Source organism: Anaerotaenia torta (genome assembly GCF_050433395.1).
GTDB classification, from domain to species: domain Bacteria; phylum Bacillota; class Clostridia; order Lachnospirales; family Lachnospiraceae; genus Mobilitalea; species Mobilitalea torta.
The window spans coordinates 30,789-56,576 of record NZ_JBNPXH010000005.1 but is presented as its reverse complement, the minus strand read 5'-3'; the positions used below and the strand labels follow the sequence as shown (position 1 = coordinate 56,576).

Here is a 25,788-nt window from a genome sequence, read left to right as displayed (position 1 = left end):
ATAACTAAAAGGTTATGGGAGGTAACATGAATATACGTCAGCTGGAGATTTTTTTAGCAGTATGTGAAACCATGTCGATAACGGAAGCGGCGAGGCAGCTATTCTTATCCCAACCCGCAATTTCAAAAACGATTAAAGAACTGGAAACAGATATTGGTGTTTTATTTTTTGATAGAATTAACGGCAAGCTGTACCTGAACGAAGAAGGAAAGGAATTCCGGATGAAAGCAGAGCAGCTGATAAAAGACTTCGAAGCGTTGGAAAGCTTTAATCGGAGCAGCGGTATGGAAGTCCCTCTGAGGATCGGAACGAGCCTGACCATAGCAATGAATTCCTTACCCTATGCGGTAAAGCAGTTTAAAACCAGGTACCCCAGGGTTCCTTTGAAAATTTATTCGGAAAATGCGCAGCAGGTTCAGAGAAGACTTCTAAACGGAGAAATAGATATTGCCTTTACAGAAGGGTTTGAAACAAATCAGGGCTTTAACGCAGAGATACTCTCGGAATATGAGCTTTTCTTAGTGTGTTCCGCCCGGAATGACTTTGTGGACAACGAAAAAATTGACCGGGAGGATTTGCTTAAGCTTCCATTTCTGCTCAGAGAAAAGGGGAGCACCTTGAGAGACCGTTTTGACGAACTAACACATCGGCTTAATATTGATATCGCCCCTATGCTGGAAAGTGTCAGCACGGAGGTCCTGATCAGAGCCGCCAGGGCAGGAATGGGAATAACCGTACTGCCCGAACCCCTGGCAATCGGTTATTTGAAGGAAAAGGTTTTTAAATCTCTCCATATTGAAAACTGCAAAATGTCCACCGTCAACTATGCTGTAACACTGAAAGGAAAAGCGAAGAACAAAAGACATCATGACATCATCGAGTGCTTTAAAAAAGCGGAGCTGCAATATGCTGATATGACCCGGTGAATATGCCGCTTGACATTGCAGATACAAGTTGCTATAGTTATTTCATGCATTAGTTTATTCATCAAATCAATTGCTGTAAAACGGAATAAAAAACAGAATACATTTATAAAGAAGGGGACAATATCATGTTATATGTAGGTGTAGATTTGGGGACCTCCTCCATCAAGCTTCTGTTGATGGAGGAAAACGGAGATATCAAGAATATTGTTACCAGGGAATATCCTTTGTATTTCCCGAAGCCGGGCTGGTCCGAGCAAAATCCCGAGGATTGGTACTCCGCGCTGGTGGATGGAGTCAGGGAACTGGTCAAAGACTGTGACAGGAATCAGATTGAGGGAATCAGCTTCAGCGGCCAGATGCACGGCATGGTTATTCTGGATGAGAAGGATCAGGTCATCCGTCCCGCCATTCTGTGGAATGACGGACGCACCCAGGCGGAGTGCGACTATCTGAACCATGAGATCGGCAGGGAGAAGATATCTGCCTATACCGCCAACATGGCTCTCACCGGTTTCACCGCACCGAAGCTTCTGTGGGTCAGAAAGCATGAGCCGGACAATTTTGCTAAGATCAAGAAGGTGATGCTGCCTAAGGATTATGTAGCCTATCGGCTTTCCGGTGTTCATTGCACCGATGTGTCCGATGCTTCGGGCATGCTGCTGCTGGATGTGAAGAATAAGCGCTGGTCCAGGGAGATGCTGGAGATCTGCGGGCTGGAGGAGAAGCAGATGGCTAAAATCTTCGAATCCTACCAGGTGGTCGGCACACTGACCCAGCAGGCGGCGCAGGAGCTGGGCCTGCCAGCCAGTGTAAAGGTAATTGCCGGCGGCGGCGACCAGGCCGTGGCAGCGGTGGGAACCGGAACCGTGGGAGAAGGCAGATGCAATGTATCCCTGGGAACCTCGGGCGTGGTATTTATCTCCACCAAGGAATTTGCCGTAGATGAGAACAACTCCCTCCATGCTTTTGCTCATGCGGACGGAAGATATCATTTCATGGGAGTTATGCTCTCGGCTGCCGCCTCCAATAAGTGGTGGATGGATGAGATCATCGGAACAAAGGATTACACAGGGGAGCAGCAGGGGATCACGAAGCTGGGTGAGAATAATGTATATTTCCTTCCCTATCTCATGGGGGAGAGAACCCCTCACAATAATCCCGATGCCAGGGGAACCTTCATCGGAATGACCATGGACACCACTCGGGCCGATATGACCCAGGCCGTGCTGGAGGGCGTTGCATTTGCGCTCCGGGATTCCTTTGAAATCGTCAAATCCCTGGGAGTGGCAATTGACCGTATCCGGATTAACGGCGGCGGAGCGAAGAGCCCGCTGTGGTGTAAGATTATTGCGGATGTTCTCAATGTCAAGGTGGATAAGATCAATTCTGCCGAAGGGCCTGCCTTTGGAGCCGCCATTCTTGCGGCGGTGGGCTGCGGCAGGTATGCCAATGTGGAGGAAGCGACGGAGAAGCTGATTAAGGTAATCAGCACAACGGAGCAGGACCCGGAGGAAGTGGAGCGGTATAATAAAAAATATGAGGTGTTCAAGGAACTGTATCCGGCACTGAAGAATGTCTATACATTGATGTCAATGCATGGTAAGATGGATTAAAGCCTTATGCGCCATGCATAGCACAACATAAGAACAACGGCGTATCATTTTTATAATGGTGCGCCGTTATTTAGAATCAGATGAATTGGAATAAAGGAGGAACTGCGATGTTGGAGAGCCAGAAGGTAAGAAGTCTTTCGCCGGAGATGGATTCACTGCGTATGGGAATGGGATGGACCAGGGAAGAACTGGAGAAGCCGCAGATATTAATAGAGAGTACCTTTGGCGACAGCCATCCTGGAAGCGCGCATCTCTTTCAATTGGTTGAGCTGGCAAGGAAGGCAGTCTATGAGACGGGCGCCAAACCGGCGAGATATTTTGCTACGGATATCTGTGACGGAATGGCACAGGGGCATGACGGGATCAATTATTCTCTGGCCAGCAGGGACTATCTGAGCGGGATGATAGAAATTCATGCCAAGGCAACCACCTTTGATGCGGGAATCTTTATAGCAAGCTGCGATAAAGGGATGCCGGCTCATTTGATGGCAATCGGCAGAATTAACATGCCAAGTATTGTGGTTGCGGGAGGCGTGATGGATGCCGGTCCTGATCTGCTGACTTTGGAGCAGATCGGAACCTATAGTGCAAGGTATGAGCGGGGAGAAATCACAAAGGAAGAGATGGAGTATTATCGCCATAATGCCTGCCCCTCCTGCGGTGCCTGCAGTTTTATCGGTACGGCAACAACCATGCAGATTATGGCGGAAGCCTTGGGGCTAATGCTTCCGGGAACTTCTGTGCTGCCGGCAACCGGCAAGGAGCTGGAGGAGGCTGCATATCAGAGCGCACTCCAAACAAAAGTATTATTGGAGCGCGGATTAAGAGCCAGAGATATTGTTACGAGGAAGAGCTTTGAAAATGCCATTATGGTACATGCCGCAATATCCGGGTCAACTAATGCGCTGATCCATATGTCTGCCATTGCCCGGGAGTTTCAGATTGATATTACGGCGGATACCTTTGATAAAATACATCAGAACGCGCATTATCTGCTGGATCTGCGTCCTGCCGGAAGGTGGCCGGCACAATATTTCAGCTATGCCGGCGGTGTACCGGCAATTATGGAGGAGATCAAACCGCATTTACATCTGGATGTGATGACGGTAACGGGTGAAACTCTGGGAGAGAATTTGGAACGTCTGAAGCGGGAAGGATATTATGAAAAGAGGCAGGAGCAATTGCATGCCCTGGGTCTTAGGAAAACGGACGTTATCCGGGATTATGACCGGCCGCTGTCAAAGAACGGAGCCATTAGTATCTTAAAAGGAAATCTGGCTCCGGAAGGTGCGGTTGTGAAGCATTCGGCAGTGCCGAAAGAAATGTTTGAAGCAGTGCTGACAGCGAGACCCTTTGATTGTGAAGAAGAGGCCCTGTCCGCGGTATTGAAAAGAGAGATTCATCCGGGGGAAGCGGTATTTATCCGGTATGAAGGGCCGAAGGGAAGCGGAATGCCGGAGATGTTTTATACTACGGAGGCTATTTCCTCCGACCCGGAGCTGGCGAAAACAATTGCTTTGATTACGGACGGCAGATTCTCCGGGGCGACAAGAGGGCCGGCTATCGGGCATGTTTCTCCTGAGGCAGCAGTGGGAGGGCCGATTGCGCTGGTTGAAGAAGGGGATTTAATTCAACTGGATATTCATAATAAGACATTGGATATTATAGGAGTTAAGAATCAGAGGAAGACAAGGGAAGAGATGGAACATATTCTTGCGCGGAGGAAGGCGGACTGGAAGCCGAAGGAGCCTAAATATCAGGAGGGTGTGCTGAAGATTTTTGCGAAAACCTGTGTTTCCCCAATGGAGGGAGGATACATGGATTGAGGCAGGAATATTTTGATTGATCCATTTTTCAAATTGATATGCACTTTTGAGTATGATAGAATGATCTCGCGGAAAAAATAGAATGAGGAAAGGAGCTGCAAGCAATGCAGCCATATTCAGGATTTGCAGCGGTCTATGATCTTTTTATGGACAATGTTCCATATGAAGAATGGACGGATTATGTACAAAAGCTATTAAATAAGCATCAGATTGAGGAAGGGCTGGTTCTGGAGCTGGGATGCGGCACCGGAAGCATGACCCGTTGCCTTTCCAGGCGGGGCTATGATATGATCGGCATCGATAACTCGGAGGAAATGCTCCAGATTGCCAGGGAGAAAGCCCAGAAAGAGGATATGGAAGGTATATTATACCTGTGCCAGGATATGAGGGAATTTGAATTATACGGCACGGTGGCGGCGGTTGTCAGCGTGTGCGACAGCATGAATTATATTCTGTCCGAGGAGGAGCTGCTCCAGGTGTTCCGTCTGGTGAACAATTACCTGGATCCGGGCGGGATCTTTCTCTTTGATTATGATACCAGGTATGCCTACGAGGAGCTGATCGGGGATCAGACCATTGCGGAGAACCGGGAGGAAGGAAGCTTTATCTGGGAGAATACCTATTATGAAGAGGAGCAGTTAAATGAGGTTACTCTCACCCTGTTCATTCCGGAGGAAGACCGGCGATACCGGAAATACGAAGAGACCCACTACCGCAAGGCTTTTTCCCTGGAAAGGGTAGCAGAGCTGATCGGGGAAGCAGGCATGGAGCTGGTTGCCGTATATGACATGCTGACGGAGAGGAAGCCGAAGAAGGACTGTGAACGGGCTTACTTCATTGCCCGGGAGAAACGGCAGAAAGATAAACTGTATTTATAGGAATATGATGTTTTAAAATGGTGAGAATGTGGATTAAGAAGGGAAATCCTTTCGTCAATACGTGCTGCGGAATGGATACAGAATGGCAGCAGAATAGGAGCTACTATGTCGGATTATATTATAAGAGCAAGTGCTGCGGACAATCAGATCCGGGCATTTGCGGCAACAACAAAGGAGCTGGCGGAGCGGGCAAGAACGCTTCATAATACCAGTCCCGTAGCAACGGCGGCGCTGGGAAGGCTGCTTACAGCCGGGGTGATGATGGGAAGCATGATGAAGGGAGAGGAAGATATCCTCACCTTGCAGATCAAGGGAAGCGGTCCCATCGGAGGGCTGACAGTAACGGCTAATTCCAGAGGAAGCGTTAAGGGCTATGCGTACCACCCGGAGGTGCTTCTGCCTGCCAACGGGAAGGGAAAGCTGGATGTAGGCGGAGCGCTGGGGGCAGGAATTCTTTGTGTCATTAAGGATATGGGACTGAAGGAGCCCTACACCGGGCAGACTCATCTGGTATCCGGGGAGATTGCCGAGGATCTGGCTTATTACTATGCCACCAGCGAACAGGTTCCTTCCGTGGTGGCCCTGGGTGTGCTGATGAATAAGGGGAATACAGTCCGCCAGGCAGGAGGCTTCATAATTCAGCTGATGCCCTTTGCCGAGGAGAGCGTGATCGACCGTCTGGAACAGAAGGTAAAGGAGATAACCAGCATCACCTCTTTGCTGGATCAGGAGATGTCACCGGAGATGATTCTGGAGCATATTCTCGGAGAGTTTGGGCTGGAGATTTTGGACAGGCTTCCGGCTGAATTTGAATGTAACTGTACCAAGGAAAGGGTGGAGAAGGCCATTGTCTCCATCGGCCGGAAGGAAATTACCGAAATGATTGAAGAGGACAAGCCGATTGAGGTAAACTGTCATTTTTGCAATACCCATTATCATTTTTCAGTGGACGAGTTAAAGGATATTCTGGTTAGGTGTCAGGCACCGAATGGTGCCTGACACCATTTCTATGCGGAAGAATACTCTTGCCATTGGGTTAGGTCCATTATAAAATAGAATTATCCTGACAGGGATTAGCCCTGCACCATGAGGGAGCCCATGGTGCGGCACAGATGCTTTTGAGAGAAGGGGTTCTCTTAAAAGGGAAGGTATTCCTGCCGGAAAAAATGGTGAGGCCGCTTTCAGCGGCAGAAGGGAGTATATATGAATTATGGTTATTTTGATGAGAAAAATCGGGAGTATGTAATCACCAGACCCGATACACCGGCACCCTGGGCCAATTATCTGGGATCGCCGGAGTATGGCGCAATTATCTCCAACAATGCGGGAGGCTACAGCTTTGTCAAAAGCGGAGCCAACGGAAGAATTATCCGTTATATCTTTAATCAGGAGGATAAACCGGGGAGATATGTTTATCTGCGTGATGACGATACGGCGGACTATTGGTCTGCATCCTGGCAGCCGGTGGGCAAGCCGCTGACCGAGTATTCCAGCCAATGCCATCATGGCACTGCCTATACGGTGATGAAAGCACAGTACACAGGAATTGAATCAGAGGTATTATATTATGTGCCGTTAAACAAAACCCATGAGGTATGGAGAGTTACTTTAAAGAATGCCGGTGACCGGCCCAGGAATCTCTCTGCCTTTGGTTTTGTGGAATTCACCAATGAGGGAAATTATGAGAATGACCAGGTGAACCTCCAGTATACTTTGTTCATTACCAAAACCTATTTTAAGGGGAATAAAATTCTTCAGACAATGAACGAAAATCACTATAAGAATGCGGAAGGCACGAATTATAAAGAGCGCTTCTTCGGTCTGGCCGGAGCGGAGATTGCCTCTTATAACGGCGACAAAGCCCATTTCATCGGAAACTACCGCAGCTTCCATAATCCTGCCGCAGTGGAGCGGGGGATTTGCGATAATGTGCTCAATTATAATTCCAACGCCTGCGGCGCACTTCATACAAAGATGACCCTGCAGCCCGGAGAAAGCAAGGAATTTATATTCCTGCTGGGCCAGAAGAATGATGTGCAGTCGGCGGAAATCATGAAGGCCTACGAGAAGCCGGGCGAAGCAGACAGAGAACTGGCGGAGCTTAAGAATTACTGGCACCGGAAGCTGGAGAATTTTCAGGTGAAGACCCCGGATGAGAATTTTAATGCAATGTTAAATACCTGGAACGCCTATCAGTGCTTTATTACCTTTATCTGGTCCAGAGCGGCCTCCTTTATCTATGCGGGGCTGCGGAACGGTTATGGCTACCGGGATACGGTTCAGGATATCCAGGGTATCATTCATCTGGATCCTGTCATGGCGAAGGAGAAGATCCGCTTTATGCTGTCCGCCCAGGTGGACAACGGGGGAGGTCTGCCCCTGGTCAAGTTTGATCACAAGGCGGGGCAGGAAGACACTCCTGATGATCCTTCCTATGTCCAGGCAACAGGGCACCCTGCTTACCGTGCGGACGATGCGTTGTGGCTGTTTCCCACCGTCTATAAATATATGGCGGAGACCGGGGATAAGAAATTTTTGGACGAAGTAATCCCCTATGCCAACCGGGATGAGGGAGATGTGTATGATCACTTGAAGCGGGCGATTCAGTTCTCCATGGAGCGCCTGAGTGTACATAATATGCCCGCGGGACTCCATGCGGACTGGAATGATTGCTTAAGGCTTGGCAAACGGGGTGAATCCACTTTTGTTGCCTTCCAATTATATTATGCCATGAATGTAATACGAAACATAGCCGAAGACCGGAAGGATGCAGAGTACCTGGCTTATCTTGACCGGGTTCAGGGAGAATTGAGGGATACTCTGAATAAGAATTGCTGGGAGGATGACCGCTTTATCCGCGGTTTTAAGGAGGATGGGCAGGTAATCGGCTCCAAAAAGGATCCGGAAGCCAGCATGTGGGTGAATCCTCAATCCTGGGCAGTCATCAGCGGACTTGCCACCAGGGAGCAGGCAGAGCTGGCTCTGGAAAGTGTACATCGGGAACTGAATACGGAGTACGGTGTCAGAACCATGGCTCCCTCCTATGCGGATCATGCCTTTGACGGCGCTCTTGCCATCCTCTTTAATCCCTCCACCAAGGAGAACGGAGGTATCTTCTCCCAGCCTCAGGGATGGATCATTCTTGCCGAGGCTCTGATGGGACATGGCAACCGTGCTTACGAATATTTCACAGAATCCTGCCCGGCAACCCGGAATGACCATGCGGAGGTACGTGTTATTGAACCTTATGCTCACGGCCAGTTCACCGAAGCCACGGAAAGCCCTTTCTTCGGACGTTCCCATACCCATTGGCTGACCGGTACGGCTTCCACGGTAATGGTAGGAAGCGTGGAAGGCATCCTGGGAATGCGGCCCGATCTGGGCGGCCTGCTGATCGCTCCCAGCATCCCCAGTGAATGGAAGGAGCTTTCCATAGAAAAGAGCTTCCGAGGCCGGAAGCTGAGCATCCGGATCCAGAACCCCAACGGAGCGGAAAGCGGATACCGGGAATTCTATGTCAATGGCGTGAGGCTGGAGAAGAATTATCTGCCAGAGGAAATGATGAAGGAAGAAAATGAGATTGTGCTGATCATGTAATGGCAATAAGCGGCTGATACCGTCTGCAACGGTGTCAGCCGCTCGTTAGTCAAGTATTTTGCTGATATTTTTCATGATGTCTGTAAATTCAATGTCATTCGCATAGAGTTATTTTTCTAAGAACGCCGTTAAAAGGCGTTCTTCAACTGCTCCATAGCCTGTGCCAGAATCTGGCGCGGGCAGGCGATATTGATTCTCTCAAAGCCCTTTCCTTCGGGGCCGAACATGGTTCCGGCATCCAGCCATAGCTTTGCCCTGTGGACGATCCGATGCTCCAGCTCCGCTTCGGACAGGCCCAGTGCACTGAAATCCAGCCAGACCAGATAGGTTCCCTGAGGCTCCACCAGTGTAATCTGCGGGAGGTGCTGTGCCAGATATTCCCGGATGAATTGGAGATTCCCGGACAGATAGGCCAGAAGCTCCTTCAGCCAGGGCTCACCGTATTGATAGGCGGCCTTGCAGGCGATCAGGCCCAGAGTATTGCACTGGCTGTAGCCGGTGGCGGCCAGCTCGGTCTTTATCCTGCGGCGAAGCTGCTCATTCTTTATGAAGAGATTGGAGACTTGCAGGCCCGCCAGATTAAAGGTCTTGCTGGGGGCGGTACAGATAATGGAGTTCTGCGCGAACGATTCCTTACTATTTGCAAATACCGTATGGGAGAAGCTGGGATAGGTAAAATCACAGTGGATTTCATCGGAGATGACGGTAACTCCATGTTTGATGCAGATATCGCCCAGGCGGGTCAATTCCTCCGGGGACCAGACCCGGCCTACAGGGTTGTGGGGATTGCAGAGGAGGAAGAGCTTTACCTTTTCCGCGACGATCTTATTTTCGAAATCCTCGAAGTCTATGGAATATCGGTGATCCGTATAAAGCAGGGAGTTCACCACCAGCTTGCGGCGGTTGGTCCGGATAACCTCGGAGAAGGGATAGTAAACGGGCTGCTGGATTAGGACGCTGTCTCCTTCCTCGGTCAATGCGCGGATGGCTGTGGCGAGGGCGAAGACGACACCGGGGGTTTTTACCAGCCACTCCTCCCGGGTATCCCACCCGTAACGGCGCAGAAACCAGGCATGAACCGCGTCGAAATAATCCCGTTTTACTTCACTGTAGCCAAAGATGCCATGGGCCGCGGCTGTCTGAATTGCCTCCAGAACCTGGGGCGGAGCCGGAAAATCCATATCGGCAACCCAGAGGGGGAGAATATCCAGAGGCTTTTTACGCTCCAGGGCAAAGTCATATTTTAAGGAGTGGGTGTTTCTCCGGTCAACAATCTGATCAAAATTATAATTCATGAAATGAATCCTCCATTTTTTCTTCCATGCGATATTCCATGCTATTACGATATTCCATACGATAAGGAGAGCCGCAGTCTTGCCGTCTACTCCATAGCCTGCGCCAGGTCCCGGATCAGATCGTCCAGATCCTCGATGCCTACGGAGAGCCGAAGAAGCCGACTGTTGATTCCCTTTGCTTCCCGCTCCTCTTCCGGAACATCGGCATGGGTCTGCAGCATGGGATAGGTAATGAGACTTTCCACTCCTCCCAGACTTTCCGCATACTGGATCAGCTGTACCTTGCGAAGAATCCGGACGGCAGTCTCAGAAGTATCAACGTGGAAGGATATCATACTGCCGGAGCCCCGGGACTGTTTCTGGTTGACGGCATATCCGGGATGGCTGGGAAGCCCGACATAATAGACTTTGGGAACCTTTTTCTGCTTGCCCAGCCATTCCGCAATGGCCAGGGCATTTTTTTGCTGGCATTCCATCCGAAGAGCAAGCGTCTTGATTCCGCGGAGCAGCAGCCAGCTGTCGAAGGGAGCAAGTCCGGCGCCGGTGGTTTTTAATATAAATCGGATGCGCTCTGAGAGTTCCTCGTTTGCCGTTACCAGAAAGCCGGCCAGGGTATCGTTATGTCCGCCCAGGAATTTGGTGCCGCTGTGAAGAACCGCATCTGCACCCAGGTCAATGGGATTTTGGAAATAAGGTGACAGGAAGGTGTTATCCACCAGGAGGAGCAGCCGGTGCGCTTTAGCGATCTGCGAGACGGCCTTAAGATCCGTCACATTCATCATGGGATTGGTGGGGGTCTCAATAAAGATGGCTTTGGTGTTGGAACGAATACCTGCCTCTACCAGTGCCAAATCGGAGGTGTCAATAAAGCTTACCTCAATTCCGTTCTTGGTATTAATATGGTTAAAAATACGAATCGTTCCGCCATAGAGATCATCGGATGCCAGGATATGGTCTCCTGGAGCGAAGAGCTCCATCAGGGTACTCATGGCCGCCATACCGGAGCTGAAGGCAACGGCATCGTGGCCGTTTTCCAGGGAAGCAACGACGCGCTCCAATTGCTCCCGTGTGGGATTCTGCAGGCGGGAATAATCATAGCCGGTGCTGCTTCCTACATCGGGATGGGCAAAGGTGGCTGTCTGATAGATGGGAAAGCTGACCGCACCGGTGTTATCTACGGGATTTTTCTGACGATTGCCGTGAATGCATTTGGTATTTCTATGATAGTCCATAGGTGAAATCCTCCATATATTAATTAACAATACCATTCATATAGTCTTAGTATGATTTATAGCATTATAATATAATTGCTTCGCGAACGCAAGTATTTCTTTGATGAATGTGAGCGGGAGCGCCATGTTCTTCTGCCTGCCGCAGCATGAACCGTTACAGGCAGTCAATCATAGCTGTATAGTGCTTCCAGATTAATAAACAAGCAATCTACATATAATAAAAATTATCTTATAGACAGAAAGATATTCCTGGTAATGTATGAGAATGGATAAAGGAAACGGTGGGCGGCATGAAGAATAATTCGGATAAGGATCACTTTGGAGAAGGAAACGAGTATAAGAATGATGAGATTCACGAGGATTTAAAAAAATCTTTGAGGGATCAGGTGAGGGAGACGCTTCGGGAGGATGAGAACGGGAAGATGGAGCCGGGAGGTGAGACGGGACAAGCTTCCGGGAAGGGGCCGGAGAAAAAGCGTGTCAGCAGGCTTCTGAAGTATGTGGTTCTTCCTCTTGTTATTCTTTTAGTATTAGCCGGAATTCTGATCAGCACGGATGCCGGGAAGAGTATGCTGATCAGAATAATCGGAAACTACAGCTATAAAAAATTGCAGTATGAGGCAGCAGAGGAGGACGGTAAGACTCCGGATGAGAAGGGGGAACAGGAGGGGGAGAAGGAGGAGCAGAAGCCCCCATCCGGAGGTAAGGAGGAGGAGACAAAGTACGTCTCCAATATTCTTCTGATCGGCGTGGAGACCTTTGAAGGGGCCTTGAATACGGATACCATGATTGTTGCATCCCTGGATTCAAAGAGCAATGTAATCAAGCTTACCTCCCTGATGCGTGATTTGTATGTGGAAATACCGGGGCACAAAAATAACAAATTGAATTCACCGTATGCCAATGGCGGAATCAGTCTCTTATATGATACCATTGAGACGAATTTCGGTCTGGTGATGGATGGATATATGTTGGTGAATTTCAATGATTTCGAAGAAATTGTGGATTATATCGGAGGAATAGATATCAAGCTGACGGCCGCGGAAGCCAAATATCTCCGGACAACCAATTATATCTCCAATCCCCAATATCGGAACGTGGTGGAAGGAACCCAGCATATGAACGGCAACCAGGTGCTGGGCTACTGCCGGATCCGCAAGGTGCCTACCGCCACGGAAGGCAGTGATTTCGGGCGGACACAACGGCAGAGAATTGTGCTGGAGAAAATATTTGAGAAACTGCGCAAGAAAAATGTAATCCAGCTTGGAATAACCATGAATACAATTCTGTCCAATATCGATATTAAGACAGATATTACAAAAACAGAATACAATAATTATCTTCAACAGGGAATAAATCTGGAGAAGAATGCAATTCAGACCTTTCGTGTTCCCAAGGACGGGAGCTATCACAGCCAGAGAGTAGTAATCGGAAAATATAAACAGGACGTGTTGGTACCCAATAGCTGGCCGGATACAAGAGCGATGATTAAGGAATTTATCTATGGGAGTACGGACTAGGGCGCTTCTGATTCGGGGGCACGGATGTATTCTGGGGCGCAGGGTGCTTTTCACAGGAGGGCTTCACAGGATGAAAAGATTATGGAACGGTTTCCTCCCGGGGAGCGTCTATTATATAGTAAGAGATTCAGGAAAGGGGAGATTGCTATGAGACGACGGATAAGATATCTATCCATAATTTTAATGCTGGTGTTGCTGCTGGGAGGTTGTGCCGCCGGAGATCGTAAGGGAAAAGAAAGCCCGGGAATAGAAGGGGATACCGGTGCGGCAGATATTAACCCGCAGGGCGGTGAGGAGGAACAGTATTCCTTCCGTGCGGAGGTGATAGAGGCTGGAGATAGCCTGCTGATTGCGCCCAGCGAGGACAGCGGCGAAAGAAAATCCTCAGATAAAATAACAGTAAATACTGCCGGAGCAGAGCTTGTGAATGAAAAGGGGGAAGCTATTACCCTTGATCAGCTGAAGCCATGGGATATTCTTGTAATTACTTACAATGGTGTTATTTTGGAATCCTATCCTGCGCAGATCACTGCCTCCAAAGTGGAGAGGGTGGGGCATAATCCATTGCCGGAGGGTTATCTTGCTCTGATTGATGATATTTATCAGGAGGATACCGGGCTGAACGGCGATATTGATACCATTGCTCTGGATACCGCGGAGTGGACCGGGGTAACGGATAAGGACAAGGAAATGATTTTTGCCCGGGTCAAAGAGGCTTATGGTTTTGAAGTGATCGAGGGAACCTTTGACGAACTGGCTGAACAGGGCATAATCAATAAGGAAAAGCTGTATTTCCCGAAAGGGATACTCATTCAGCTAACCGGAGTGAAATATGATGATAAAAAGGAAACAATTACCTGCGGCATCAGCAAATGGAGGAGCGGGAAAGGAGCCATCGGCGCAAATGAGGTAACTGCCAGGCTGAAAAACGGGATCTGGGAGATCACCAGGGAAGGAGAATGGATCAGTTAAGAAACAGCGTGATCAAGCTTGCTTGAATCATGCGAATGGAGCAATAAGATCATGAACATGGTCTATGTTCATGACATAGTAAAAGAGACAGAGCAGGAGCAGAAAACCAAGGTTATAGAGGGTGAATAACCTCAGATACTTACCTGGCTGCGCCTGCTCTGTGCGGGCATAGAACCGGTAAGAGATCAGACTGGCCAGGGAGGCTACCAGGGTGCCAAGGCCGCCCAGGTTGGTTCCCAGAATCATAGCTTTGTAATTCGGAGTGAAGGACGATAACAGGACGGCGGCCGGGACATTGCTGATGATCTGGCTTGCTAGAACGGATACCGGAAGCTCCCGGCCGGTCAGCAAAGCGGCAAGCCCGTCCCGGATCACCGGAATATTCCCGATATTGCCCACAAAGAGGAAGAAGCAGACGAAGGTAAGGAGCAGGGAATAATCTACCTTTTTCATTAAAAACAAGAATGGCTCGCGGAAGGTTTTCTCACGGTCAAACAGAAGGATAACCAGAAGAACCGTCAACAGGGTAAAACGGTAATCCGCCAGATGTAATACACATGCCAGACAGACAAGAAATAAACCGCTGTACATTGCAATCGTACGGAGGTTATGCTTGTCTGTTTTTTGTACGGCTGACAGAGCGAAGCGGATAGGCTCTTTGGGCAGGCAGCCTGCCGCAGCCCACAATAGCAGGAGGGAGAGCAGAGCATAGGGCAGGGTCAGGAGAAAGAAATCCGCAATGCCCAGATTATATTGGGAAAAGAGGTACAGATTCTGCGGATTGCCGATGGGGGTAAGCATGCTTCCTAAATTGGCTGCAATGGTCTGCAGAACCACGATTGGAATCATATGCCGTGCCTGTCCGGTCATGGCGAGAATCTGGATGGCAAAGGGAACGAAGGTAATCAGGGCAACATCATTGGTAATCCACATGGAGGAGAAGAAGCACATCAGGATCAATACCAGACCAAGAGATCTGACATTGGCGGTTCGCAGGAGTATTTTCTCCGAAAGCAGAAGAAAGACTCCGGTTTTGTTATAGCCCGCCACGACCGCCATAAGGCAGAAGAGGAGAGTGAGCACCCGGAAATCAATATAGGCAAGATAATTCATGCCTGGGGGTACAAAAAACATAGTAATGACGGCAGCCAGGGCAGAGATGCATAATACGGCTTCCTTCAGGAAAAAATGCTTTACGGTATTATAATAGTTCTTCAACAATGGGATCCTCCCTGGCAGAACGGACGTTTTTGTTGCTGCCCGTCATACGATAGGTATTTTATCGCGCCTAACGGGAAAATGCAACAAATTATTGCCTTAAAAGATTGAAAAAAATGTATAAAATAAAAGATATTGCATACCAAGGTAAACTTTGTTAAAATCGATCTGGAAAGCATAATGCTGCCAATACTCCAACGAAGAAAGGCAAGGTGCAACTGTGAGGTTAAGTATTATTGTTCCTTTTCATAAAGGAATACATTTTTTGGAGGATTGTTTGGAGAGTATCCGGGATCAGGGGTTGAGTGATTTTGAAACCATACTGGTACTGGATCATGTGAAAGAGGATATTTCAGGACTGGTCAGCGAATATAAGGATTTAAATCTGAAGCCTATCACGCTGAATGAAGCCCGGTTAAAAGACCGCAGATACGGAAAAGCGAAGGCGGAGGAGCAGTTTAAGGGCTACAGCGGGGTGGCGGCTGCCAGGAACGCAGGATTGGACGCGGCTGCCGGTAAGTACGTATATTTCCTGGACAGTGATGATTATATTATGAACGGAACCCTGGAGCTGCTGCTTCAGGAAGCCGAAGAGCAGGATGCCGACTTTACCTATGGCAGGAAGAAGAGCACCTGGTTCCGGAGAATCGTCTACCTTTCCTCCCTTGCGGAAAAGGAACAGGAGGAGCAGGATCAGGAGCAGGCAGAGAATGGGGATGACCATGGAGAACAGGACGAGTTGGATATCATGGATACCTTCCAGGAGGAAGACGCCCCCAAACTGACCCGCCGGCAGAGGAAGATCCTGAAGGTACAGGCGAAGCTGGCAGCTGCAGCACAGGAGGAGGTAGATGAGGAAGCTCTTGCCAAGATTGCGGAGGCGTATCATTCCCTTCTTGTTACAAGAAAGGGGCTTCATAATGTCTCGGTATTGGGAATCCTCTTTCGCAGGAGCTTTCTGCAGGACAGGGGGATTCGTTTTAACGAAGATTATATCTTTTTTTCTGATTCCACCTTTGTGATACAGGCCCTGCAGTCGGTGAAGAGATGTTCCCATCTTCCGGAAGCGGTTTACATAAAGAGAAAGCATAATGATCCAATTCATTTTCCCGCCATATGCCAATCCAAGACAGAGGATAAATTCGAGGAGTATATCCAGGCATACCGGCAGGCACGAAGCTGCACCGGAGAGAATTCTGTCCTGAGGGGGTATCTGGAGAGTAAGCTGATTGCCTATTATTCCGGTACTTATGCACCGAGGCTTCGCCGCAGTGAGAAGGATGTCTGGCGTACGGAGCGCTTCCAGGTGATGAGGAGCGCTATGGAAGAGGTGGATCCCGATAAGATTAAGGGACTGAGGGGCTATAAGAAGAGAATTGTAAAAGCTCTGCTTAAAAATAATGTGCGGAAGGCAACAGTAATTGTAAGCGCGCATCTGGGAAAGAAGAAATTCCGAAAGATTAAGAAAAACAAAAGGGTATTTGCCTATTATCTGTATCATAAATTCTTTACGAAGATGGCCGTAAAAGAGAATTGGGTTATCTGTGAGAGCTTTTTTGGCAAGAGCTATTCTGACAGTCCCAAGTATATCTATGAATATTTGTGCAAAAACTATCCCGGAAAATACCGCTTTATCTGGGTGGTCAACCACAGGACGGAGATTCCGTACCGCCATACCAGGGTAAAGCGATTCAGCATACGCTATTGCTACTATCTGGCCCGCTGCAAGTACAATGTCTTTAACGTACGCCAGCCGGAGTGGATGCGGAAGAGGGAGGGCAATGTATTCCTGGAGACCTGGCACGGCACCCCGCTGAAGAAGCTGGTGTTCGACCAGGAGGAGGTAATGGGAGCATCTCCTTTATATAAGGCACAATTCTATAAGCAGTCAAGAGTATGGGATTACCTGGTGGCCGCCAACAAGTTCTCCAGTGAAGCCTTCCGCAGCGCCTTCCTCTTTGATAAGGAAATGCTGGAGTTCGGTTATCCCAGGAATGATATTTTACATAGTCCCCACCGGGATGAGATTGCGTCAAAGATCAGGAGAAAGCTGAAGATACCGGAGAATAAGAAGACCATTCTGTATGCTCCTACCTGGCGTGACGATGAGTATTACGGGCGCGGCGAATATAAATTTGCCCTGAAGCTGGATCTTCATCTGCTGAAGAAGGAGCTGGGAAAGGATTATGTGGTGCTGCTGCGAACGCATTATTTTATAGCGGATTCCCTGGATGTTACAGGTTTGGAGGATTTTGCCTATAATGTGTCCCAATATGATGATATCTCGGAGCTGTATCTGATTTCAGATCTGCTGATTACAGATTATTCCTCCGTATTCTTCGACTATGCGAACCTGAAACGCCCGATTTTATTCTATACCTATGATCTGGATAAATACCGGGACATGCTCCGGGGCTTCTATATGGATATTGAAACCGAGGTTCCCGGTCCGCTGCTGTTCACTAATGAAGAGGTGGTGGATGCAATCAGGGACATCGAAGATATCACAGAGCAGTACAGGGAAAAGTACGAGGACTTCTATGAGCGCTTCTGTTCCCTGGAGGACGGCCATGCCGCGGAGAACATTGCAAAACGTGTGTTTAATTTGAATTGATTCCCCTATCAAAATACGTCATTTATTATATTTTCTAATGAATAAATGAAGGAAAAAACGATTGTGTTCTTATCCCGTTCCTTTATAATGAAAGATGTGGCAGGCTGTGCCCGGTATGTGGAGGCCAGGACAAAACAGGAGAGAAGAAGGCAAAGGATAGGTGGTAATTACGATGAAAAAATTAGACATGCTCTATGAAGGAAAAGCAAAGAAGGTTTATTTAACGGATGTGGAAGATGTTTTAATCGTAGACTACAAGGATGATGCTACGGCATTCAACGGAATTAAGAAAGGGACCATTGTAGGAAAAGGGGCAATCAACAACAGAATGTCCAACCATGTATTCCGCCTGCTGGAGAAGGAAGGAGTTCCGACTCATTATGTGGAGGAATTAAGTGACCGGGAGACCGCGGTGAAGAAGGTGGAGATTGTTCCGCTGGAGGTAATCGTAAGAAATGTATCCGCCGGAAGCTTTGCCAAGAAGCTGGGGATGGAAGAAGGAATCCGTCTCATCAGCCCTACGCTGGAATTCTCCTACAAGGATGATGCCCTGGGTGATCCCATGATCAATGATTATTATGCCATTGCCATCGGCATCGCCACAAGGGAAGAGATCGAAGAGATTACCGGATATGCATTTAAGGTGAACGAGGTTCTGCGCAGGTATTTTGAGAGCATCGGCATTGAGCTGATTGATTATAAAATAGAGTTTGGCAGATATAAGGGCAAGATCATCCTTGCGGATGAGATCTCTCCCGATACCTGCAGATTATGGGATATCAATACCCATGAAAAACTGGATAAGGATCGTTTCCGCAGGGATCTCGGCAAGGTTGAGGATGCCTACCAGGAAGTATTCAAGCGTCTGGGAATTCAATAGAATAATCGATGAGGCTGTTCTGAGGGGCATGCAATCGTATAAGGAGTGGTATGGGCGGTAACGATATCATTGCGATACTTGATTGTTTGCCGCAGGCAGCCTCTCCTCAATGAAAGACCGGAGCGGTTTGCAAGTAACAGATCAGCCTGTGGCAGGGAAAGGAATAAGTTCATGAATATAGAATTCGATCAGTATCATCCGGAAGAATTACATGAGGAATGCGGGGTGTTCGGCGTCTATGATTTGGATGGCGGCGATGTGGTCACCTCGATTTATTACGGTCTCTTCGCTCTTCAGCACAGAGGGCAGGAGAGCTGCGGAATGGCGGTCAGCGATACCAGGGGACCCAAGGGCAAGGTGCGGGCCTGGAAGGGAATGGGACTGGTAAGCGAGGTGTTTACCCCGGAGAATCTGGAGGGCCTGGTGGGCGGCAATATCGGCATCGGACATGTCCGTTATTCCACCGCGGGGGAAAGCAGCATTAACAATACTCAGCCCCTGGTTCTGAATTATATCAAGGGAACTCTTGGACTTGCCCATAACGGCAATCTGGTGAACACGCCAGAGCTGAGACGGGAGCTGGAACGCACCGGCGCCATCTTCCAGACCACCATTGACACGGAGGTCATTGCCTATCATATTGCAAGAGAGCGTCTGAACAGCGCTACGGCAGAAGAGGCGGTGGCACGGGCTATGAAGAAGATGAGCGGTGCTTATTCCCTGGTCATCATGAGTCCTAGAAAGCTCATCGGAGCCAGGGATCCCTTTGGCTTCCATCCTCTTTGCATCGGCAGGAAGGGGAATGCCTACATCCTTTCTTCGGAAACGGCGGCTCTCTATGCCGCGGATGCGGAATTTGTCCGGGATGTATTGCCGGGCGAGGTGGTTATGATTAATGAGGACGGAATCCATTCCGATACCTCCCAGTGCGGACAGAAGATTGCCAAATGCATCTTTGAATATATTTATTTTGCAAGACCGGACACTTCCTTTGACGGTGTCAGCGTCTATAATTCCAGAATTATGGCGGGAAGAATTCTGGCCCAGGCCAATCCGGTGGAAGCGGATGTGGTAGTGGGAGTGCCGGACTCCGGTAATGCCGCTGCCATGGGCTATGCCATGGAATCCAGAATCCCCTTTGGAATGGCATTTGTGAAAAACAGCTATGTGGGCAGGACCTTCATTAAGCCGAAGCAGTCCATGCGTGTCTCCAGTGTGCGAATTAAGCTGAATGTGCTGCCGGAGGTGGTGCGCGGGAAGCGGGTGGTAATGATTGACGACTCCATCGTAAGAGGGACCACCAGTGCCAAGATCGTGAAGATGCTGAAGAAGGCCGGAGCAACAGAGGTTCATGTGCGAATCAGCTCCCCTCCCTTCCTCTATCCCTGCTATTTTGGGACCGATGTACCCACCGGGGATCAGTTGATTGCCCATAATAATACGGTGGAGCAGATCTGTGAAATGATCGGAGCGGACTCCCTGGGGTATCTGGATATGGTGAGGCTAAGCGATATGATCGGCGGAGATACCGGCTACTGCGATGCCTGCTTTACCGGGAATTATCCGGTGGAACCGCCGAAAGAGGATATCCGCGGAGATTATGAAGTGTAGATTGGCAGAATTCAATGGAAATAGAAAGGGACAGAAATAATGGATAATGACGAGTATATGTCACCTTTATCGGAGCGTTATGCCGGGAAGGAGATGCAGTATCTTTTTTCCCCGGATATGAAGTTTAGAACCTGGAGAAGACTCTGGGTGGCGCTTGCGGAGACGGAGAAAGAGCTGGGATTAAACATAACCCAGGAACAGATCGATGAGCTGAAGGCTTTTCAGAACGATATCAATTATGAGACGGCGAAGGCGCGGGAAGCCCTGGTACGCCATGACGTGATGAGCCATGTATATGCTTACGGCGAGCAATGCCCCAAGGCGAAGGGAATTATTCATCTGGGGGCTACCTCCTGCTATGTAGGAGATAATACCGACCTGATCATTATGACCGAGGCACTGAAGCTGGTGAAGAAGAAGCTGGTCAATGTCATGGACAGGCTGTCGGCCTTTGCCATGGAATACCGCAGTCTTCCCACCCTTGCCTTCACCCATTTCCAGCCGGCCCAGCCTACGACAGTGGGTAAAAGAGCCTCTCTGTGGCTGATGGAACTGAAGCTGGATTATGATGATCTGTGTTATGTGACCGATACGATGCAGCTGTTGGGTTCCAAGGGAACCACCGGCACCCAGGCAAGCTTTATGGAACTATTCGACGGGGACCATGAGAAGATCAAGCAGCTGGATCAGAAGATAGCGGAGAAAATGGGCTTTTCCGGCTGCTATCCCGTAGCAGGCCAGACCTATTCCAGAAAAATTGACCTTCGTGTGCTCAATGTGCTGTCGGGCATTGCGGTGAGTGCCCACAAATTCTCCAATGATATCCGCCTGCTCCAGCATTTAAAGGAGATTGAGGAGCCCTTTGAGAAGCATCAGATCGGCTCCTCTGCCATGGCATATAAGAGAAATCCCATGCGAAGCGAGCGCATTGCGTCCCTGGCTAATTATGTGATGGCGGATGCGGTGAATCCAGCCATTACCGCGGCGACCCAGTGGTTTGAGCGAACTTTGGATGACTCCGCCAATAAGAGAATCAGCATTCCGGAAGCATTTCTTGCAATAGACGGCATCCTGGAGCTGTACCTGAATGTGGCGGACGGTCTTGTGGTATATCCAAAGGTAATAGAGAAGCGTCTGATGGCAGAGCTTCCCTTCATGGCGACGGAGAACATCATGATGGCGGCAGTAAAGGCCGGAGGAGACCGGCAGGAACTTCACGAGAGAATCCGGACCCTGTCCATGGAAGCAGGCCGGAACGTGAAGGAGAAGGGGCTGGATAATAACCTGCTGGAGCTGATTGCGGCAGATCCTGCATTCCGTATGAGTCTGGAGGAGCTGAAAGCCGCCATGGATCCGGCCCTGTATATCGGAAGAGCCGGGGAGCAGACCGAGGAGTTTGTGAACGAAGTAATCCGCCCGATTCTGGAGGAGAACGGGGAATATCTCGGAATGACGGCGGATATCAAGGTGTGACGGGGGCTCATACAGATACTTGCATCAAAGGAAGCGGATTCGTATTCTGGCAGGAAGGTTATAAGATAGTCATATGCAAAGCAAAAAGGGGGGAGATACACCCTCCTTTTTTATTCTGCAGCGGCTGCTTATAGTCCTTCCATGGCATTTAATACATTATATTCATAAATTACCATGACATCAGAATAGAATACCATTTTTACTTTTATAAAGTTTTGTTATTATGTATATATAAATAGAAAAAAACCGGGCAAAATATATGCAATTAGTAGAAAAACAAACCAGTATCAGAAAGGAGGAGTCGGGGTGAAGGTATTATTGGTAGAGGATGAGGAGCTGACCAGGCAAGGAATACTCATGAGTGTTCCCTGGGAAAGGCTTGGGATTAGGGAAGTTGTTACGGCAGAGGACGGAGAAGAGGGACTGCAAAAAGCCCTGGAGCTGAAGCCGGATATTATTATGGCGGATGTAAGAATGCCGAGGATGGATGGAATCACCATGGCATTTGAGATACGCAAACAGTTAAAGAACTGCCGTTTTATCTTCATCAGCGCTTATTGTGATAAGGAGTATCTGAAATCGGCCATTCAGCTGTCAGCAGTAAATTATATCGAGAAGCCCATCGAACCTTCGGAGCTGGTGGATAATTTAAAAAAGTCTATTCTCCAGACGGAGGAGGAAAAGCGCAGGGAGGCTATAGAAGAAGAATATAAGGCGCATTTTCAAGAATATCTGGAGGAGATCCCGGAGGAGGATCTGATTCCGGCATCCTGGCAGTCCTCCATGCATCTAGCAGATAAGATCGAGCGCTATATCCAGGACAATTTCTCTGATATGAATCTCTCCCTGACCCAGCTGGCGGATCATTTTAAGCTGACCAAGCAGTATATGTGCTGGCTGTTTAAAAAGGAGAAGAACGAGACCATCAATCAGTGCATTATCCGCACCCGGCTGAAATGGGCCAAGGAATACATGCGCCGGAATCCCCAGGTAAAGATAAAAAATGTAGCGGAAAAGGCAGGCTTTGCAGATAGCAGCTATTTTATAAAAATATATAAAAAGTACGAGGCCATAACACCGGCAGATTATTTGAAGGAATGCATCCATAACAATTCGGAAAGAAAATAAAATGCTTTGAAGCGGAACCGCACAAGGTTTTGCGGAAAGGTTACAATATGAGGAGCTTCATGGAAGGAGAGCAGGGAAAGAGGAAAGAGAAAAGAGGAAAAACCAGACAGAAAGTATATAAACAGCGCTTTAAGGACCTGAGCTTGAAAAAGAAGCTTCTGGTGTTTTACAGCGTGTTATTTGTGCTGCCCCTGTTTATGATCAGTATTATTATCTACGCGGAGGTGTCCGGCAGCATGCTGGAGAAGATCCGCTATTCCGCTATGCAGAGCTATGAGCAGGCAGAATCCTATCTGGAATACAAGATACTTCAGATGATACAGCGCACGGATGTGGTGGTTACCAGCCCCACCTTGAAAGCGGAGATAAGGAAAAGCAGTACTGCCATAACCGATCAGCACCAGCAGCTGGCCTCCAGAGAGGCGATCCGCAGCTATCTTCAGAGTGTGGAAAGCAGCACCCGCAGCATCCGGATTCATATTTATATTGCCGGGGGAGATGATCTTCTGGCAGACGGTGATTACATCCATCCTCTTTCGGAGGCGGACAATGCCCTGTGGTATCAGAAAAAGGGGAACCGGAAGGTGTATTTTGCACCCGGAATCTATCTGGAGGAGGGAAAGCAGGAACGGTATGTGGCCCTGGTAAGGGATATTGCGGAGGAGAGCAATTACCGTCTGCGCAATTGTGTCCTGCGTATGGATATCGGTATTGAGGAGTTGGAGAAGATTCTGCAGAATGCAACACCTACGGAAAATGCCGTTTCCTATCTGGTGAACAAGGAAGATCTGATTGTGGCAGCCTCCAGCCAGGAGAAGCTGGAGGCTATAGGCTTATCAGAAGAGCTGACAGAGGAGTTTAAGTACTCCCGGTATGCACAGCAGAGCGAACCGGCAGAGACGGAGCTGAACCAGAAGACAGTATACTGTATGCGCAATAAGATACGTAACACGGACTGGGAGATGGTGACGGTCATTCCCAAGGCCGACATGGTGTCAGGAATTGCCAGGCTCCAGTACATGGTGGCTGGGCTGATGCTCTTATTCGGCATGCTGACCATTGCAGGAGGTGCCTTTATTATCTCCTGGATTGTCCGAAGGTTATCCCGGATGAATGACATCTTTAACCAGGTGAAATCCGGGGATATGGAGGCCCATCTGGAGAATGACACCAAGGATGAGATCGGTATGCTCTATGATAATTACAATGAAATGATTACCCGCACCAGTGAGCTGATGGATGAAAAATACCGCATGGGCATTCATCTGAAAAGCGCGGAGCTAAAGGCACTGCAATCACAAATCAATCCGCATTTCCTCTATAATACGTTAGAAATGCTTAATTGGCTGGCCTATGCGGGGAGGACCGAGGACATTCATACCGCGGTGATATCCTTGTCTAAATACTACCGTCTGATTCTAAACAAGGGAAAGGATAGCCTGACGCTGGGCGAAGAGCTGCAGCATGTCGGTTATTATATCAAGATCCAGGATATCCGGTTTCCGGGAAAGATCTCTTATACGGAGGAGGTGGAGGAGGACCTCAAGGACAGCCTTGTGCCGAAGATTATTCTTCAGCCCCTGGTGGAGAATGCCATACTGCACGGGATCTGGGAGAAGAAGAGCAAGCAGGGGAATATCCGGATTCTGGGCTATGAGGAAGAGGAAGGAACCGTCTGCATTAAGGTCATGGACGACGGAGCGGGCATGGATGCCCAGACCCTGGCCAGGGTCATGGACAACTCTCTCTCCGGTTCCGGCTATGGAATGAAAAATGTCCATGCCCGGCTGCAGCTGATATTTGGCGAGGCCTATGGCCTGGAATGCGAGAGCAGGGTGGGGGAAGGAACCTGTGTCACCGTCCGGTTTCCCCGGGGACGGCGCCTGCCGAAGCAATAAGAACCCTCACTTTTGTGCAATTTACTCAAAGAAGAAGCAGTATATTCATATTTTACCGTGAGATATGAATACCTTCAGATTTTCACCAGCCCCTATCCCTGTTAAAATAGTTACAGGAAGAAGATAGGGGCATTTAAATTAAATACCCGAAAACAGGAAGGAGATTCGCAGAATCCATGAAGAAAAATAAAAAACAGGGTTTTTTAGGGAAACTCTTTCGTTATAAGACAATGCTTCTCATGCTGCTGCCCTCTGCGGCGCTGGTGCTGATATTCTCGTATCTGCCCATCGGCGGGCTGGTTATGGCGTTCAAACGCTTCAATTATTCCGATGGAATTTTCGGAAGTCCCTGGGTGGGGCTGGATAACTTCCGGTTTTTCTTCGCCTCGGGCAAAGCCCTGAGCGTTACCAGAAACACGGCCCTTTATAATCTGTCATTTATCGTTATCAACACCGCGCTGGAGGTCGCTTTGGCTGTTATCTTAAGTGAAATGGCCGGAAAATGGCTGAAGAAGCTTACTCAGTCCATTATTTTTCTGCCGTATTTTATATCCTGGGTAATCGTGGGCTCCATTGCCTACAGCCTGCTGTCCTATGAGACAGGCACCCTGAATTCGCTTCTGCAGAAGCTTGGTGCAGATCCGGCGAATTTCTATGGGGAGGCCGGCTGGTGGCCGTTTATTATCATTGCCTTTTCCGCCTGGAAGGGCGTGGGCTATGGCGTGGTGGTCTATCTGGCGGCAATCCTGGGAGTGGACGGTTCCCTCCATGAAGCGGCAGCCATTGATGGAGCCAATATCTTTCAAAGAATACGCTTTATCACCCTTCCCAGCATCCTTCCCACGGCGATCACCCTGATCCTGCTGGCATTGGGCAAGGTCTTTAGGGGCAATCTGGATCTGTTCTATCAGCTGGTGGGACAGAACGGCGCGCTGTTTGGGAAGACGGATGTCATCGATACCTATGTGTTCCGAATGACCATAGCGGCTACGGATGTGGGGCAGACGGTAGCCATTGGCTTCTATCAGTCGGTATTATGCTTTATTACCATTCTGATTGCCAACTGGGTTGTGAAGAAAAAGGATGCCAATTATTCACTGTTTTAAT

General features: G+C 48.9%; 18 protein-coding genes. 15 read left to right on the top strand and 3 right to left on the bottom strand.

Annotated features, from left to right (window positions below; genetic code table 11):
- Positions 1-26: 26 nt before the first annotated feature.
- From HNQ56_RS09770 to HNQ56_RS09745, 6 genes are all read left to right on the top strand, one after another.
- Positions 27-926 (top strand): LysR family transcriptional regulator, encoded by a 900-nt coding sequence (locus tag HNQ56_RS09770; protein WP_429145082.1) that lies wholly within the window; start codon positions 27-29, stop codon positions 924-926.
- A 125-nt stretch (positions 927-1,051) separates the two neighbouring features.
- Complete coding sequence (xylB, locus tag HNQ56_RS09765) at positions 1,052-2,539, top strand: xylulokinase (RefSeq protein WP_429145080.1); 1,488 nt, start codon at positions 1,052-1,054, stop codon at positions 2,537-2,539.
- A gap of 107 nt (positions 2,540-2,646) precedes the next feature.
- Positions 2,647-4,365, top strand: coding sequence for a dihydroxy-acid dehydratase (gene ilvD / locus HNQ56_RS09760; RefSeq protein ID WP_429145078.1), 1,719 nt, complete (start codon positions 2,647-2,649; stop codon positions 4,363-4,365).
- Between the two features lie 104 nt (positions 4,366-4,469).
- A complete protein-coding gene (locus HNQ56_RS09755) occupies positions 4,470-5,243 on the top strand; it encodes a class I SAM-dependent DNA methyltransferase (protein WP_429145077.1) in 774 nt (257 codons plus the stop codon).
- A gap of 105 nt (positions 5,244-5,348) precedes the next feature.
- Positions 5,349-6,242, top strand: a complete 894-nt coding sequence (hslO, locus tag HNQ56_RS09750) for an Hsp33 family molecular chaperone HslO (RefSeq protein ID WP_429145075.1) — start codon at positions 5,349-5,351, stop codon at positions 6,240-6,242.
- A 204-nt stretch (positions 6,243-6,446) separates the two neighbouring features.
- Entirely contained in the window at positions 6,447-8,840 is a 2,394-nt protein-coding gene (locus tag HNQ56_RS09745) for a glycoside hydrolase family 94 protein (protein WP_429145073.1), read from the top strand.
- Between the two features lie 128 nt (positions 8,841-8,968).
- On the opposite strand, the gene HNQ56_RS09740 is transcribed toward HNQ56_RS09745, so the two are convergent.
- Both HNQ56_RS09740 and HNQ56_RS09735 read right to left on the bottom strand, forming a co-directional pair.
- The gene (locus HNQ56_RS09740) at positions 8,969-10,135 is read right to left on the bottom strand and encodes a MalY/PatB family protein (protein WP_429145071.1); all 1,167 of its coding nucleotides are present in this window, start codon (positions 10,133-10,135) and stop codon (positions 8,969-8,971) included.
- A gap of 86 nt (positions 10,136-10,221) precedes the next feature.
- Entirely contained in the window at positions 10,222-11,367 is a 1,146-nt protein-coding gene (locus tag HNQ56_RS09735) for a trans-sulfuration enzyme family protein (protein WP_429145069.1), read from the bottom strand.
- A 290-nt stretch (positions 11,368-11,657) separates the two neighbouring features.
- On the opposite strand from HNQ56_RS09735, the gene HNQ56_RS09730 reads away from it, so the two are divergent.
- Positions 11,658-12,887 carry an LCP family protein gene (locus tag HNQ56_RS09730; protein ID WP_429145067.1) on the top strand — a complete coding sequence of 410 codons (1,230 nt, stop codon included), beginning with the start codon at positions 11,658-11,660 and terminating at the stop codon, positions 12,885-12,887.
- A 147-nt stretch (positions 12,888-13,034) separates the two neighbouring features.
- The gene (locus HNQ56_RS09725) at positions 13,035-13,859 is read left to right on the top strand and encodes a hypothetical protein (RefSeq protein WP_429145065.1); all 825 of its coding nucleotides are present in this window, start codon (positions 13,035-13,037) and stop codon (positions 13,857-13,859) included.
- A gap of 27 nt (positions 13,860-13,886) precedes the next feature.
- Here HNQ56_RS09725 and HNQ56_RS09720 read toward each other — a convergent pair whose 3' ends face one another.
- On the bottom strand, positions 13,887-15,077 hold the full coding sequence (locus HNQ56_RS09720; protein WP_429145064.1) for an SLC13 family permease: 1,191 nt from the start codon (positions 15,075-15,077) through the stop codon (positions 13,887-13,889).
- 220 nt (positions 15,078-15,297) lie between these two features.
- On the opposite strand from HNQ56_RS09720, the gene HNQ56_RS09715 reads away from it, so the two are divergent.
- The 7 genes from HNQ56_RS09715 (at position 15,298) to HNQ56_RS09685 (ending at position 25,787) form a co-directional block, all read left to right on the top strand.
- A complete protein-coding gene (locus HNQ56_RS09715) occupies positions 15,298-17,691 on the top strand; it encodes a bifunctional glycosyltransferase/CDP-glycerol:glycerophosphate glycerophosphotransferase (protein WP_429145062.1) in 2,394 nt (797 codons plus the stop codon).
- A gap of 172 nt (positions 17,692-17,863) precedes the next feature.
- Positions 17,864-18,571, top strand: coding sequence for a phosphoribosylaminoimidazolesuccinocarboxamide synthase (purC, locus tag HNQ56_RS09710; protein ID WP_429145060.1), 708 nt, complete (start codon positions 17,864-17,866; stop codon positions 18,569-18,571).
- 171 nt (positions 18,572-18,742) lie between these two features.
- Positions 18,743-20,182 (top strand): amidophosphoribosyltransferase, encoded by a 1,440-nt coding sequence (gene purF / locus HNQ56_RS09705; protein ID WP_429145058.1) that lies wholly within the window; start codon positions 18,743-18,745, stop codon positions 20,180-20,182.
- A 36-nt stretch (positions 20,183-20,218) separates the two neighbouring features.
- Entirely contained in the window at positions 20,219-21,655 is a 1,437-nt protein-coding gene (gene purB, locus HNQ56_RS09700; protein ID WP_429145638.1) for an adenylosuccinate lyase, read from the top strand.
- Between the two features lie 306 nt (positions 21,656-21,961).
- A complete protein-coding gene (locus tag HNQ56_RS09695) occupies positions 21,962-22,783 on the top strand; it encodes a response regulator transcription factor (protein WP_429145056.1) in 822 nt (273 codons plus the stop codon).
- Positions 22,784-22,842: 59 nt separating this feature from the next.
- Positions 22,843-24,681 carry a cache domain-containing sensor histidine kinase gene (locus HNQ56_RS09690; RefSeq protein ID WP_429145054.1) on the top strand — a complete coding sequence of 613 codons (1,839 nt, stop codon included), beginning with the start codon at positions 22,843-22,845 and terminating at the stop codon, positions 24,679-24,681.
- 176 nt (positions 24,682-24,857) lie between these two features.
- Positions 24,858-25,787: an ABC transporter permease gene (locus HNQ56_RS09685; RefSeq protein ID WP_429145052.1), complete on the top strand. Its 930-nt coding sequence runs from the start codon at positions 24,858-24,860 to the stop codon at positions 25,785-25,787.
- Position 25,788 lies beyond the last annotated feature (1 nt).

Excerpts from the sequence above, each read along its gene's own strand:
- HNQ56_RS09755 (WP_429145077.1), top strand. The coding sequence starts at position 4,470 with ATGCAGCCATATTCAGGATTTGCAGCGGTCTATGATCTTTTTATGGAC.
- purF (WP_429145058.1), top strand. The coding sequence starts at position 18,743 with ATGAATATAGAATTCGATCAGTATCATCCGGAAGAATTACATGAGGAA.
- HNQ56_RS09725 (WP_429145065.1), top strand. The coding sequence starts at position 13,035 with ATGAGACGACGGATAAGATATCTATCCATAATTTTAATGCTGGTGTTG.
- xylB (WP_429145080.1), top strand. The coding sequence starts at position 1,052 with ATGTTATATGTAGGTGTAGATTTGGGGACCTCCTCCATCAAGCTTCTG.
- HNQ56_RS09740 (WP_429145071.1), bottom strand. The coding sequence starts at position 10,135 with ATGAATTATAATTTTGATCAGATTGTTGACCGGAGAAACACCCACTCC.
- HNQ56_RS09735 (WP_429145069.1), bottom strand. The coding sequence starts at position 11,367 with ATGGACTATCATAGAAATACCAAATGCATTCACGGCAATCGTCAGAAA.
- purC (WP_429145060.1), top strand. The coding sequence starts at position 17,864 with ATGAAAAAATTAGACATGCTCTATGAAGGAAAAGCAAAGAAGGTTTAT.
- HNQ56_RS09730 (WP_429145067.1), top strand. The coding sequence starts at position 11,658 with ATGAAGAATAATTCGGATAAGGATCACTTTGGAGAAGGAAACGAGTAT.
- HNQ56_RS09745 (WP_429145073.1), top strand. The coding sequence starts at position 6,447 with ATGAATTATGGTTATTTTGATGAGAAAAATCGGGAGTATGTAATCACC.
- hslO (WP_429145075.1), top strand. The coding sequence starts at position 5,349 with ATGTCGGATTATATTATAAGAGCAAGTGCTGCGGACAATCAGATCCGG.
- HNQ56_RS09690 (WP_429145054.1), top strand. The coding sequence starts at position 22,843 with ATGGAAGGAGAGCAGGGAAAGAGGAAAGAGAAAAGAGGAAAAACCAGA.
- ilvD (WP_429145078.1), top strand. The coding sequence starts at position 2,647 with ATGTTGGAGAGCCAGAAGGTAAGAAGTCTTTCGCCGGAGATGGATTCA.
- HNQ56_RS09770 (WP_429145082.1), top strand. The coding sequence starts at position 27 with ATGAATATACGTCAGCTGGAGATTTTTTTAGCAGTATGTGAAACCATG.
- HNQ56_RS09685 (WP_429145052.1), top strand. The coding sequence starts at position 24,858 with ATGAAGAAAAATAAAAAACAGGGTTTTTTAGGGAAACTCTTTCGTTAT.